The following is a 12,221-nucleotide window of genomic DNA, read 5'->3' as shown; positions in this document are numbered from 1 at the left end:
AGCGCATCGCTGGAGCACGGCTTTTGCAGCCGAGGACGGGGTCTATCCGACCGAGGAAACGGACCAAAGCTCGGCGCGGGGCCAATTGGGGCGGCCGGCCCACGAATAAAGGGGCCAGTTTGGCCCGGGATCGCTTAAGCTCCGGGGATTCCCGGACAAAATTCAGTCAACCAACCTCGAAAGAACGCATTGTTTTTTGGCGTTTTTTCCCTATATTGCGCCGCAAACGCGTAAGGCGCCCGGTCGATATGGCCGGGTTTCCTTTTTGGGTGTAATAGGCCCCGTTTTCCACGTTTCAGCGTTGTCCGTGAAGAGGTCCCGGCTTGACCGGCGAGATCGCGCTTAACCCATTGTTCGACCGCAAAGAAGCTCACTCATGAACCTCCGTAACGTCGCCATCATCGCCCACGTCGACCACGGCAAGACGACCCTCGTCGACAAACTCCTCCAGCAATCCGGCACGTTCCGCGAGAACCAGAAGGTGACCGATCGCGCCATGGACTCCAACGATCTGGAGCGTGAGCGCGGTATCACCATTCTGGCCAAGGCGGCCTCGGTGCAGTGGAAGGACACCCGCGTCAACATCGTCGACACCCCCGGCCACGCCGATTTCGGCGGTGAGGTCGAGCGCATCCTGAACATGGTGGACGGCGCGCTGGTGCTGGTGGACGCCGCCGAAGGCCCGCTGCCGCAGACCAAGTTCGTGGTCTCCAAGGCGCTCAAGGTCGGCCTCAAGCCGATCGTCGTGATCAACAAGGTCGACCGCCCCGACGCACGCCCGACCGAAGTCATCAACGAAGTGTTCGACCTGTTCGCAGCGCTCGACGCCAGCGAGGAGCAGCTCGACTTCCCGATCCTCTACGGGTCGGCCAAGCAGGGCTGGATGGCCGAAAGCCCCGAGGGTCCGCAGGACAAGGGCATGGAGCCGCTGTTCGACCTGATCCTGCGCCACGTCGCGCCGCCGACGGTCGAGGAAGGTCCGTTCCGCATGATCGGTACCATCCTCGAGGCCAACCCCTATCTCGGCCGCATCATCACCGGCCGCATCTCGTCCGGCGTGCTCAAACCGAACCAGCAGGTCAAGGTGCTGCATGCCGACGGCAAGCTGGTCGAGACCGGGCGTATCACCAAGATCCTGGCGTTCCGCGGTCTCGAGCGTACCCCGCTCGATGAAGCCGAAGCCGGCGACATCGTCGCCATCGCTGGCCTGACCAAGGGCACCGTCGCCGACACCTTCTGCGATCCGACCGTCGAGGTGCCGCTGCCGGCGCAGCCGATCGATCCGCCGACCGTGTCGATGTCATTCATCGTCAACAACTCCCCGCTCGCCGGCACCGAAGGTGACAAGGTGACGAGCCGCATGATCCGCGACCGTCTGCTGCGCGAAGCCGAGGGTAACGTCGCGTTGCGCGTCGTCGAGGCCACCGACAAGGATGCGATGGAAGTGTCCGGCCGTGGCGAATTGCAGCTCGCGATCCTGATCGAGACCATGCGCCGCGAGGGCTTTGAACTCTCGGTGTCGCGCCCGCGCGTCGTGTACCAGAAGGACGAAGCGACCGGCGCCACCATGGAACCGATCGAGGAAGTCGTCATCGACGTCGACGAGGAGCATTCCGGCGTCGTCGTGCAGAAGATGAGCGAGCGCAAGTCCGAGCTGGTCGAGATGAAGCCGTCCGGCGGCAACCGCCTGCGCCTGGTGTTCTACGCGCCGACCCGCGGCCTGATCGGCTACCAGGGCGAACTGCTGACCGACACCCGCGGCACCGCGATCATGAACCGCCTGTTCCACGGCTACGCCCCGTACAAGGGCGAGATTCAGGGCCGCCGCAACGGCGTGCTGATCTCCAACGACCAGGGCGAAGCGGTGGCCTACGCCATGTTCAAGCTGGAAGACCGCGGCCCGATGATGATCGAGCCGGGCTGGAAGGTCTACAAGGGCATGATCGTCGGCGAGCACACCCGCGACAACGATCTCGAGATCAACGTGCTCAAGGGCAAGCAGCTCACCAACATCCGCACGACGTCGAAGGACGAAGCCGTACGCCTGACCCCGCCGATCCGGATGACCCTCGAAAAGGCACTCGCCTATATCGAGGACGACGAGCTCGTCGAGGTCACCCCGAAGTCGATCCGCCTGCGCAAGAAGCACCTCGACCCGAACGAGCGCAAGCGCGCCGAAAAATCCAAGGAAGCGGTGGCGTAAGCGCGCCCCTACACAGAAGCCGTCATGGCCGGGCTTGTCCCGGCCATTCACGTCCTTGATACTGGGCAGGAACTGCGTGGATGCCCGGGACAAGCCCGGGCATAACGACGAAATAGACGACGCCATGTCCCTTCCCTCCTCCGTCGACGTCGCGATCATCGGTGCAGGCGCTGCCGGGCTCGGCGCGGCGGACGCGCTGCAAGGCTCTGGCCTATCCGTGATCGTGCTGGAAGCGCGGGACCGGATCGGCGGGCGCGCCTGGACCGTGCAAGCCTCGCCGGACGTGACCTTCGATATCGGCTGTGGCTGGCTGCATTCGGCGGACAAAAATTCCTTTGTCCCGATTGCCCAGCGGCTCAAGTTTGAGCTCAACACCGATCTGCCGCCCTGGGGCGATCGCGCTTTTGGCGACGTATTTCCGGAGCGTGAGCGCGAGGCCTTCGTGCTCGCGATCGACGAATTCTACGAGCGTCTCTGGGACGCAGCAGCAAATGGCGAGGATCGGGCGGCCGACTGCTATCTCGAGCCCGGCAATTGCTGGAATCCGATGATCGATGCGGTCTCGACCTATGTGAACGGCTGCGAGCTCGACCAGGTCTCGATCCTCGACATGGAGGCCTACGAGGACACTTACTTCAATTGGCGGGTGCGGACCGGGTATGGCGCACTGGTCGCGGCCTACGGCGCGGCCGCGCCTGTGGTGCTCAACTGCAATGTTGCCCTGATCGACCATTCCGGCCCACGCATCCGCCTCGAGACGTCGCTGGGCACGCTCGCCGCGGAGAAGGTGATCATCACAGTTCCGACCAACCTGCTCGCTGACGAAGCGATCCGCTTTCTCCCGCCCCTGCCTGCCAAGGTCGATTCCGCGCGCGGCCTGCCGCTCGGGGTCGACGACAAGGTGACGCTGGCGCTCGCTGATGCCGAAGCCTTCCCGCAGGAAGGCAATCTGCGCGGCGCCACCATGCGCACCGCGATGGGCACCTACCACATCCGCCCGTTCGGCCAGCCCTGCATCGAGGGCTTTTTCGGCGGCCGCTTTGCCCGGGAGTTGGAGGATGGCGGCGATGGCGCCTTCGCAGCCCAGAGCATCGACGAGATCGCCGACTATCTCGGCAACGACATCCGTCGCAAGCTCAAGCCGCTCGCGGAGTCCCGCTGGGCAAAGGACCCCTTCGCCAGAGGTTCCTATTCGCACGCGCTGCCGGGCCATTCCGGTGCCCGTGCGGTGCTCGCCGCTCCGGTGGACGGGCGGCTGTTCTTCGCAGGCGAAGCGACCTCGCCGAACTTCTTCTCGACGGCGCATGGGGCGAGGGACAGCGGCGAGCGGGCGGCGCAGGAAGTGCTGGCGGCTCTGCGCAAGCCGTAGCGAACGCCGTCGCTGTCGCGTCATCCCCCGGTGTCGTCCCGGCGAAGGCCGGGACCCATACCGCGTGATCCATCAGTGAAGTGAGGTATCAATACCGGACGGCGATTCCTAAACTGGCAGCCTTCGCCAAACTTCGTCCTGTGGTTATGGGTCCCGGCCTTCGCCGGGACGACACCGATTTTGTAACGCCGCTATCGAGTCACTCAATCACCCGCGTCCTCAACTTCGCATCCGGCACAAAGCACGCATCGTACTTCCCAAAAATGCGGTAGCGGTTGCGCGCGACGAGGCTGTACACCGCATTCCGCAGCAGCTTCGGCACGGCGAACAACGCGCGCACCCAACCCCAGCCGGGAAGCAGCGACAACACTGTCAGCGCGGCGTCGGATTTCATAAAGACCTCACCGCCGTGGACAACGGCATTGGTGTCGGGATCATCCGGATCGATACCGAAGGTCCGCGCGAGCCTGGCGCCGTAGTCCGACTGGATCGGCGTGAAGCGAAACCGCTTCGCCGTGTCGCGCTGCGCGACGAAGCGCACCCAGCGTGAGCAGAAGACGCACACGCCGTCGAACAGGATCACGTCGTCGTCCGGCCACTTGCTCATCAAATTCCCTTTTTTGACCCGTTTCCTTCACGCGAACCGGGATCCACTTCGCTCGAAAACGCTACCGGCTATCCAGCATGAGCAGCGCGACCCGCGTCTGCACGATCGCCGGTCCCGTTTTGACCCGAGCATGACGATGGCGCCGAGCACATGCAGATATTTAACCAAGAAGTACAGCGTCATGGCTTCCTGGTCGCCACAGGCCTTGGCGGGTTCATGGGCAGGTTCAGCGCACGCGCCAGCTCGCTGCTCGCGGCCTGGACGCCAGCCTCGGTCTCGATCATCCAGTGTCCTTCGCTGCCCACGGCCGGCAGCGTGCGGAGATCGTCCTTGCCGCCTCCGCTGCGAAACGCATCTGCCAATGCTTTCGAGAACGCCGGCGCAAAATAGCTGTCATTGGCCGCGACCAGCGAAGTGACGGGAATGCGCGCCGCCTTGCCGAATTCGGCCGCGGCCACGAGAAGGGTGTGTGGCGCGCAGACCTTGTTCGGTTCGTCATTGGCGTGACCGCCGCGTCCGGGCGCAAATGCGATGATCGCAGAAATCGCTTTCGAATCGGCGTTCGCAAGCGCCAGTGCACCCCAGCCACCTGCAGAGTGCCCAATCACGACCGCGGCATCCCTGCGAATAAAATCCTGCTTTTGCAGATAGTCCAGTGCGAGCGAAATTTCTTCCGCGGTGGCGCGGCCTGCGCGCGCATAGTCCGCTTCGTCGCAGCCGCCCTGGTCCTCGACATAGCGGCCGCCGGTCGCACCATGGCCGAGCCGCTCGGGCACCAGCACGGCAAAGCCGCGCGCGGCGAGAAACGCTGCGAGCGCGCGATATTCCGGCTGCGGCATTTGCGCGCGACGCAACACGTTCTGCGTCGACGCATGGGCAATCACCGCAAGCCGGAACGGACCGGCACCGACGGGACGAAACAACAGCGCGCGCGCGGCAACGTCGGTATCCGGCGACGGCACGCGCCATTCCTGGCGGCGGAACGGCTCGCTCTCTGCGCCCGATGCCCCGAACGTGACCTGAGCGCACAGAGGCTGCGCCGTCAGCAGGGACAGCAGGAGCAGAGGGGCAAGGGTGTCGAGGAGCCGCATGAATGGCCGAGGGCGAACACGGATAGCGCAGGCCAGATTAGTCGGAACGAATCACCTTGGGCGGACTTTCTGCGTTGCCATCGGCGTTCATTCTTGAGACCGCGGAGTTTTGCACCGGCGCATGGCACGCCACTGCCGCCCGAAATGACGTCTTGTCTTTTTTCGGTACAACATGGTTAAAATACTGATGCAGAAAGTCCACAGGTTAACCGATAATTAACGATAGGTCTTGCCGTCGACGCGGCGACTTGGTTTGATCGCCCCCATGAGCACAACCCTGATCGAGGTCCGGCCGGCCAAAGCTGCAGATGCAACTGCAGTGGCGTCCACCCATGACGAAGCTTGGCGTTCCGCCTATCAGGGCATCATTCCCGGCGCCGAGCTGGAGAAGTTGATTAACCGCCGCGGTCCGCAGTGGTGGGACAGCGCAATCCGCAAGGGCAGCCGCGTCAGCGTACTGGTGTTCGGCGACAAGATCGCAGGCTATGCGAACTACGGCCGCAATCGCGCCCGCAGCCTGCATTTCGACGGTGAGATCTACGAGCTTTATTTGCGTCCGGAATTCCAGGGCCTCGGCTTCGGCCGGCGCCTGTTCACCGCCGCCCGCCGCGACCTCATGCAGAGCAATCTGAAGAGCATGGTGGTGTGGGCGCTCTCGGACAACGATCCGGCGACCGAGTTCTACCGTGCCTTGGGCGGCCGCATGGTGGCGCGCTCCTCGGAGCGTTTCGGGCCGAAGTCGCTCGACAAGGTTGCCTTCGCTTGGACCAATTAAGCTGCTGAAAGCTTAATCGGCAGCGTTTCCATCCATCGATACCGCTGCCTTTTGCGCCGGTGATCGCTGGATTCATTATTTCACAAAAACACCATGGATCAGCGGGCCAAGCCCGCGTATGACAGCGCAAAAATCGCTGCCGGGCGAGATTTAACTTCGGCAATAACGGAGCCTTTCTAATGCGTATCGATGCGGTCTCGATCGGAAAAAACGTCCCCGAGGACGTCAACGTCATCATTGAAGTCCCCGTGGGCGGCGAACCGATCAAATACGAGATGGACAAGGAAGCCGGCACGCTGGTGGTCGACCGCTTCCTCTACACGCCGATGCGTTACCCCGGTAACTACGGCTTCATTCCGCACACCCTGTCTGATGACGGCGATCCCTGCGACGTCCTGATCGTCAACACGCGCGCCATCATCCCCGGCGCCGTCATGAGCGTGCGCCCGGTCGGCGTGCTGTTCATGGAAGACGAGGCCGGCGGCGACGAGAAAATTCTGGCGGTGCCGTCGTCAAAGCTGACGCAGCGCTACGACAAGGTGAAGTCGTATTCCGACCTGCCTGATATCACGTTGCAGCAGATCCAGCACTTCTTCGAGCACTACAAGGATCTCGAACCAGGCAAATGGGTGAAGATCACGCGCTGGGGCGGCGCCGAGGAAGCGCAGAAGCTGATCCTCGAAGGCATCGAGCGCGAGAAGAAAAAGAAGGCGTAAGCCTTGCTCCCTCGCCCCGCTTGCGGGGCGAGGTGAACTACACCGCAGGCTTCTGTAGACCCGCGATCGCACAAGCTGCGCGCAGCGTGTTCACGAGCAGGCAGGCGACCGTCATCTGACCAACGCCACCCGGCACCGGTGTAACGGCACCAGCGACCGCGAGCGCTTCCTGATAGGCGACATCGCCGACGAGGCGGGTCTTGCCGTCGTCCTTCGGAATACGGTTGATGCCGACATCGATCACGGTCGCACCCGGCTTCAGCCAGTCGCCCCGCACCATCTCAGGTCTGCCGACGGCGGCATAGACGAGGTCGGCCTTCTTCACGAGCCCGGGCAGGTCGCGCGAGCGCGAATGGGCGATCGTCACCGTGACGTTCTCGTTCAACAGCAATTGCACCAGCGGGCGGCCGACAAGATTGGAGCGGCCGATCACGATGGCATTCATGCCTTCGAGGGAAGGGTGCACGGTCTTGGTCAGGATGATGCAGCCGAGAGGCGTGCAGGGCGACAGCGCCTCGAAGCCGCCGGCAAGCCGGCCAGCATTGTTCGGATGCAGGCCGTCGACATCCTTGGCGGGATCGATCGCATTGATCACGGCTTCGGTGTCCAGGCTCTTGGGCAGCGGCAGTTGCACGAGGATACCGTGCACGGCGGGATCGCGATTGAGCTTTGCAACGACCGCCAGCAGATCGGCTTGCGAGACATCCGCCGGCAGCTTGTGCTCGAACGACGCCATGCCGGCAGCTTGCGTCTGCGTATGCTTCGAGCGGACATAGACCTCGCTGGCGGGATCATGGCCGACCAGAACCACCGCAAGACCGGGCACCAGATTGTGCTCGCGCTTGATGCGGGCGACCTCGTCCGCGACGCGGGCACGAAGGTCCGCGGCGATGACTTTTCCATCGATGATCTTGGCCGTCATGTCAGTTCCTTATGCCTGTCGATTTGACTGAAGCGAGCTCGCGCAACGCGTCAGTAAGCCGTGCCGGATCGCCAGCGACCGCGACCTGCTTCAGCCGCGACGTCGCCCCGGACAGGAGGCTGACGCTCGCCTTGGGTACGCCAAGCGATTTCGCCAGCAGCGCCAGAACGGCGCGATTGGCCTCGCCGCCATCGGCGATGGCACGCACGCGCACCTTCAATACGCTGCGGCCGTCGGAGAGCTGCTCGATCCCGTCGATGCCGTCGCGTCCGCCACGCGGCGTCACGCGCAACGCGATGCTGACGCCCGTGGTGGAGGTGCGCCAAGGAACCATCGAGGCTCCGTCAGCCTACGGCACGTTCGGATAGACGTACTCGGCGAGATAGAGCTGGATCAACCAGAGCACGAAGAAGGCGACGATCGGAGACAGATCGAGCCCGCCCATCGCGGGCAGCCTGCGCCTGATGGGGCCGAGGACCGGCTCGGTAATCCGGTAGAGAAACTCCCACACCGCGCCGACGAACTGGTTGCGGGTATTCACGACGTTGAATGCGATCAACCAGGACAAGATCGCCGATGCGATCAGCAGGTAGATATAGAGATTGATGATCTGGATCAGAATGTAGACTATCGGGCGCATCAGCGAAACACTCTCTGGGCCTGTGTCATTGGGGCAGTGCTTTGGGGCGGCCATGGCTAGATATCGGTTCCCTCCGGCCCTAACAAGGGAAGTCGGCGTCCGGATGGCTAAAACCGGGTTACACCCGTCCTTGACTTGACCTTGGCGGGGACTTAAATGGCGCCCGGTTGTCGGCCGCGTTTACCAGAGCGGCCAGCAAAGGGGCCATAGCTCAGCTGGGAGAGCGCGTCGTTCGCAATGACGAGGTCGGCGGTTCGATCCCGCCTGGCTCCACCAGCCTTCGCAGGCTGCGCCTGCTTCGGCTCGGCGAGCCGTTTCGTGGCGAAGGCTGCCGCGCCATAGCCCGAAGGGCGACGGCGGGCTTCTTCAATAAGTCAGATCCCCCTACTTCCCCGTAAACCGCGGCGGCCGCTTCTCCATAAAGCTCGCCACACCCTCGCGAAAATCGCTCCCGTTCAACGCCACCATCATCTCCCGGTTGGCCTCGATCGTCGCCTCGCCCAGCGTCTGGAACGGCACCTCGTAGAGCTGCCGCTTGATCACGGCCATCGCGCTCGGCGAGACGAAATCGGCGAGATCGCGGGCATAGGCGTAAGTCTCCTCGCGCAGCTTCTCGGGCGAGCAGAGCCGGTTGACCAACCCGATTCGCAACGCCTCTTCGCTTGGAACACGACGCGCCGAGATCAGCAGATCCATTGCGTTGGCATGACCGACGATGCGCGGCAGCATCCATGAGATTCCGTGCTCGGCGATCAATCCGCGCCGCGCGAAAGCTGTCGTGAACACGGTGTTGTCGGCGGCAAAGCGCAGGTCGCAATAGAGCGCATGCACGAGGCCGATGCCGGCCGTCGCCCCGTTGAGCATCGCAATGACCGGCTTGCCGATCGACGGATAGAAACCGTAGCGCGTCTGCCAGTCCGGACGGCGGTTCATGTCAAAGGGCGGCAGGTTCGACGCACGCCTGACGTCGTTGGGATCGAGCCCTTTCAGCGCATCCATGTCGGCGCCGGCGCAGAACGCGCGGCCCGCGCCGGTGAGCACGATGACGCGAACATTGTCGTCGGCGCTCGATGCTTCCATCGCGTGGCGCACGTCGCGCTCCATGGTCGGCGTCCACGCATTCATGCGGTCGGGACGATTGAGCGTGATGGTCGCGATCTTGTCGCTCACCTCATAGAGAATGTGTTCATAGGCCATCGCGCTCTTCCTCTGTTGGCCGCACGCGTTCGCGCGCGCTCGTTGGCAACGAGCCTAGTATATCAGGGATGAGGCAAGGACTTGTGCCAAGGACCTGCGCCAAGGACTTGCGCTAAGGACCTGCACGAAGGCGCGATCACTCGGCGGCTTGTGCCAGCACGGCGCGACGCGCCAGCCAGCCGTCAATGAAATGATCGAGCCAGGCCCGTTCCGCGGCGTTGTAGACGGCACGGTCCGCGAAATGATGATGCCGCTCGCGCGCACCTGGCGCGCTGAGACCGTCGTAGCCGCGCGTGGTCCAGCAATGCATCATCGCGTAGGTCACGTCGGGATGAAACTGCACGCCGAAGGCATTGCCGGTGCGGAACGCCTGGATCGGGAAATCATCGCCCTCGGCAAGCAGTTCGGCGCCAACCGGCAGCTCGAAACCTTCGCGATGCCAGTGATACACCCGCGCCGGCCAATCCGGGCAGAGTGCGTGTCCCGCCGCCGTTGGGCGGATCGGGTAATAACCGATCTGGGTCAATGCCTGCGCATGCGGCGCGACGCGTGCGCCAAGTTGCATCGCCAGCATCTGCGCGCCGAGGCAGATGCCGAGGAACGGCCGCTGTTCGCGCAGCGGAATTTCGATCCAGTCGATCTCGCGGCGGATGTAGTCGTCGGGATCATTGGCGCTCATCGGGCCGCCGAAGACCACGGCGCCGGCATGCCGGTCGAGCGTGTCGGGCAGGGGATCGCCAAAGCGCGGCCTGCGAATGTCGAGGCGATGGCCAAGCGCGCGCAGCGCGTTGCCGACGCGGCCGGGCGTCGACGATTCCTGGTGCAGCACGATCAGAACCGGCAATCGGGACTCGGAGGCGGCCGCGCTCGGCGTCCTTCCGGGGAAGGGCACCACTTCTGCGCCACCAAACCTGTCCGTCCGAAACGACATGGCCTCTGCGAGTGCTATCGGTTCAAGCCGCCAGCATAGCTAAGCTGTGGTTAACATCGTGTGAGTTCGCGCACACACGCCCCGATACTGAAGCAAGCTCCGGGCCACTACGGGTGCTTCGGGCGTTCGCTAGTGTCTCTGCCGCTGGAACCGGCTGGTGGCGGACAGAATGAACCCGCGCGGGAAGAAGCGCAGTGCGAACGGCACAATCTTGATGCCGAGCCCGGGCAGCACTGCCCGCTTGTTCGTCATCAGGCCACGATAGGCCTGCCGTGCGACATCGGCGGCCGAGACATTGAGAATGGCCGTATCATGCCCGGCGCCAACACCGGCGCGCCCCTGGAATTCGGTCGGCACCGGACCCGGACACAGCACGGTGACGCGAACACCGCGCGGCGCCAGTTCGGCCCGCAACGCCTCGGTGAGCGAAATCACATAGGCCTTGGACGCGTAATACACGGCCATGCCGGGCCCCGGCAGGAAGCCCGCGACGGAGCCGACATTGAGCAGGCCGCCCTTGTTCCTGATCAGCTGATCGGCAAAGCGCAGCGACAGATCGGTCAGCGCCCGGACGTTGACGTCGATGATGCCGACCTGCTCGTCGCGGTCGCGCTCGATGGCGTCGCCGAACACGCCGAAGCCGGCATTGTTGACGAGATTGTCGAGCTCGACCTCTTCGGCGGCCAGCGCAGCAGCAATCCTTTCGCCGGCATCGGCTTGCTGGAGATCGCAGGCGATCACGATCGGCTTCTTGCCGCACGTGGAGGTGAGCTCGTTCGCGAGCGCCTCGAGCCGGTCGGCGCGTCGCGCCGTCAGCGCGAGCCGGTGTCCGTTCGCGGCAAACACGCGCGCCAGCTCCGTGCCGATGCCCGCCGAGGCACCGGTGATCAACGTTACCCGCTCAGTCACGATCGCAGTCTCATGAATTGAAGTTTTTTGGCCCTTAATGGCCGAAATGGAGCATAAGCCGCGCGCGACAAGCAAGCGGCGCCAGCAGCATGGCGGCCTGAGCGGGCAACAGGGAGAGCGGGAAAACCCCGGATTAACAGGGGAATCCGGAACTCGGGCGGCGCGACGCTACATTAAAGTTTCGTCATGTGAGCCGCACAACCGGAAATTTCGCGCATGAGCACTACTTAGCCGCCGACGGCGTCGTCCTTGACCTGATCGCCGGCGCGGTCCCCGACGGCGTGCTTGAGATCGATCCGGTCGCGCTGGGAAATCCCGAGCAGGTCGGAGGCGCGCCAGACGACGTTGTCCTCGAACTCGGTGACCTGGCCGTCGGCATAGACCAGCTCCCACATCATCTGGACGATGCGCTTGCGCCCCTCTTCGTCGAGCGAGCGCATGATGACGCTGGTGAAATGATACAGATCGACCGCCTCGCCCTCGACCTGGGTCGCATCCGCAATCAGCCGGTCGGCCGTGCCCCGGTCGAGCCCGAAATGGCTTTCGATCAGATTGTGCAGCTTGCTCTGCTCGGCCTGCGTCGGCTGGCCGTCCAGCGAAACCACATGGATCAGCAGCGCGGTGGCCGCCAGCCGATAATCGCTGTCGCCGAAGCCGCGGTCCTGGGCATGAGGAGCAACAATGTCGGCGATGAATTGGCGCAGGCCGTCGAGCATAAGATCCTACCGAAATCGATGACGCCGCGAGGAACGCGGCCGCTACCAGCATTATATGAGAGGGAAACTCAACCGGCGCAACGTGCGTCAGTCCCGCGCGCCGCATTACGTTTCGGCAATCTGAGTGCGTCAATTAGCGTTATGG

Annotated in this window: 13 protein-coding genes and 1 tRNA gene; 5 read left to right on the top strand and 9 right to left on the bottom strand. The window is 63.7% G+C overall.

The features are described from left to right. Positions 1–376 precede the first annotated feature (376 nt). Both typA and YUA_RS0125475 read left to right on the top strand, forming a co-directional pair. Positions 377–2,203: a translational GTPase TypA gene (typA, locus tag YUA_RS0125480; protein WP_027533235.1), complete on the top strand. Its 1,827-nt coding sequence runs from the start codon at positions 377–379 to the stop codon at positions 2,201–2,203. Between the two features lie 124 nt (positions 2,204–2,327). Then, positions 2,328–3,572: an NAD(P)/FAD-dependent oxidoreductase gene (locus tag YUA_RS0125475; RefSeq protein WP_027533234.1), complete on the top strand. Its 1,245-nt coding sequence runs from the start codon at positions 2,328–2,330 to the stop codon at positions 3,570–3,572. Positions 3,573–3,771: 199 nt separating this feature from the next. Here the strand turns inward: YUA_RS0125475 and YUA_RS0125470 are convergent, their stop codons facing one another. After that, positions 3,772–4,179: a thiol-disulfide oxidoreductase DCC family protein gene (locus YUA_RS0125470; RefSeq protein WP_027533233.1), complete on the bottom strand. Its 408-nt coding sequence runs from the start codon at positions 4,177–4,179 to the stop codon at positions 3,772–3,774. Positions 4,180–4,358: 179 nt separating this feature from the next. Continuing rightward, positions 4,359–5,270 (bottom strand): S9 family peptidase, encoded by a 912-nt coding sequence (locus tag YUA_RS0125465; protein ID WP_027533232.1) that lies wholly within the window; start codon positions 5,268–5,270, stop codon positions 4,359–4,361. A 265-nt stretch (positions 5,271–5,535) separates the two neighbouring features. On the opposite strand from YUA_RS0125465, the gene YUA_RS0125460 reads away from it, so the two are divergent. Together YUA_RS0125460 and ppa are read left to right on the top strand one after the other, a co-directional pair. After that, a complete protein-coding gene (locus YUA_RS0125460) occupies positions 5,536–6,045 on the top strand; it encodes a GNAT family N-acetyltransferase (protein ID WP_027533231.1) in 510 nt (169 codons plus the stop codon). 179 nt (positions 6,046–6,224) lie between these two features. Beyond that, positions 6,225–6,761 carry an inorganic diphosphatase gene (gene ppa / locus YUA_RS0125455; protein ID WP_027533230.1) on the top strand — a complete coding sequence of 179 codons (537 nt, stop codon included), beginning with the start codon at positions 6,225–6,227 and terminating at the stop codon, positions 6,759–6,761. A gap of 37 nt (positions 6,762–6,798) precedes the next feature. Here the strand turns inward: ppa and folD are convergent, their stop codons facing one another. The 3 genes from folD to YUA_RS0125440 are packed head-to-tail and all read right to left on the bottom strand — an operon-like array spanning position 6,799 to position 8,323. Next, positions 6,799–7,683 carry a bifunctional methylenetetrahydrofolate dehydrogenase/methenyltetrahydrofolate cyclohydrolase FolD gene (folD, locus tag YUA_RS0125450; protein ID WP_027533229.1) on the bottom strand — a complete coding sequence of 295 codons (885 nt, stop codon included), beginning with the start codon at positions 7,681–7,683 and terminating at the stop codon, positions 6,799–6,801. Position 7,684: 1 nt separating this feature from the next. Then, positions 7,685–8,017: a DUF167 domain-containing protein gene (locus YUA_RS0125445; protein WP_027533228.1), complete on the bottom strand. Its 333-nt coding sequence runs from the start codon at positions 8,015–8,017 to the stop codon at positions 7,685–7,687. Between the two features lie 15 nt (positions 8,018–8,032). Beyond that, positions 8,033–8,323: a YggT family protein gene (locus tag YUA_RS0125440; RefSeq protein WP_027533227.1), complete on the bottom strand. Its 291-nt coding sequence runs from the start codon at positions 8,321–8,323 to the stop codon at positions 8,033–8,035. A 200-nt stretch (positions 8,324–8,523) separates the two neighbouring features. On the opposite strand from YUA_RS0125440, the gene YUA_RS0125435 reads away from it, so the two are divergent. After that, positions 8,524–8,599: transfer RNA gene (locus YUA_RS0125435), tRNA-Ala, on the top strand. 108 nt (positions 8,600–8,707) lie between these two features. Here the strand turns inward: YUA_RS0125435 and YUA_RS0125430 are convergent. The 4 genes from YUA_RS0125430 to YUA_RS0125415 all read right to left on the bottom strand — a co-directional run bounded on the left by YUA_RS0125430 (position 8,708) and on the right by YUA_RS0125415 (position 12,076). Then, the gene (locus tag YUA_RS0125430) at positions 8,708–9,520 is read right to left on the bottom strand and encodes an enoyl-CoA hydratase (RefSeq protein WP_027533226.1); all 813 of its coding nucleotides are present in this window, start codon (positions 9,518–9,520) and stop codon (positions 8,708–8,710) included. A 136-nt stretch (positions 9,521–9,656) separates the two neighbouring features. Next, entirely contained in the window at positions 9,657–10,451 is a 795-nt protein-coding gene (locus tag YUA_RS0125425; RefSeq protein ID WP_027533225.1) for a glutamine amidotransferase, read from the bottom strand. Positions 10,452–10,580: 129 nt separating this feature from the next. Beyond that, positions 10,581–11,360, bottom strand: coding sequence for an SDR family oxidoreductase (locus tag YUA_RS0125420; RefSeq protein ID WP_027533224.1), 780 nt, complete (start codon positions 11,358–11,360; stop codon positions 10,581–10,583). Positions 11,361–11,587: 227 nt separating this feature from the next. Further along, complete coding sequence (locus YUA_RS0125415; RefSeq protein ID WP_027533223.1) at positions 11,588–12,076, bottom strand: TerB family tellurite resistance protein; 489 nt, start codon at positions 12,074–12,076, stop codon at positions 11,588–11,590. Between the last annotated feature and the right edge of the window lie 145 nt (positions 12,077–12,221).

It is taken from the genome of Bradyrhizobium sp. WSM3983, assembly GCF_000473045.1.
GTDB lineage: Bacteria > Pseudomonadota > Alphaproteobacteria > Rhizobiales > Xanthobacteraceae > Bradyrhizobium.
Note: the sequence above shows the minus strand (reverse complement) of the source record. Positions and strands in the feature narration are given on the sequence as shown.

Excerpts from the sequence above, each read along its gene's own strand:
- YUA_RS0125465 (WP_027533232.1), bottom strand. The coding sequence starts at position 5,270 with ATGCGGCTCCTCGACACCCTTGCCCCTCTGCTCCTGCTGTCCCTGCTG.
- YUA_RS0125415 (WP_027533223.1), bottom strand. The coding sequence starts at position 12,076 with ATGCTCGACGGCCTGCGCCAATTCATCGCCGACATTGTTGCTCCTCAT.
- ppa (WP_027533230.1), top strand. The coding sequence starts at position 6,225 with ATGCGTATCGATGCGGTCTCGATCGGAAAAAACGTCCCCGAGGACGTC.
- YUA_RS0125445 (WP_027533228.1), bottom strand. The coding sequence starts at position 8,017 with ATGGTTCCTTGGCGCACCTCCACCACGGGCGTCAGCATCGCGTTGCGC.
- YUA_RS0125425 (WP_027533225.1), bottom strand. The coding sequence starts at position 10,451 with ATGTCGTTTCGGACGGACAGGTTTGGTGGCGCAGAAGTGGTGCCCTTC.
- YUA_RS0125460 (WP_027533231.1), top strand. The coding sequence starts at position 5,536 with ATGAGCACAACCCTGATCGAGGTCCGGCCGGCCAAAGCTGCAGATGCA.
- YUA_RS0125440 (WP_027533227.1), bottom strand. The coding sequence starts at position 8,323 with ATGCGCCCGATAGTCTACATTCTGATCCAGATCATCAATCTCTATATC.
- YUA_RS0125430 (WP_027533226.1), bottom strand. The coding sequence starts at position 9,520 with ATGGCCTATGAACACATTCTCTATGAGGTGAGCGACAAGATCGCGACC.
- folD (WP_027533229.1), bottom strand. The coding sequence starts at position 7,683 with ATGACGGCCAAGATCATCGATGGAAAAGTCATCGCCGCGGACCTTCGT.
- YUA_RS0125475 (WP_027533234.1), top strand. The coding sequence starts at position 2,328 with ATGTCCCTTCCCTCCTCCGTCGACGTCGCGATCATCGGTGCAGGCGCT.
- YUA_RS0125470 (WP_027533233.1), bottom strand. The coding sequence starts at position 4,179 with ATGAGCAAGTGGCCGGACGACGACGTGATCCTGTTCGACGGCGTGTGC.
- typA (WP_027533235.1), top strand. The coding sequence starts at position 377 with ATGAACCTCCGTAACGTCGCCATCATCGCCCACGTCGACCACGGCAAG.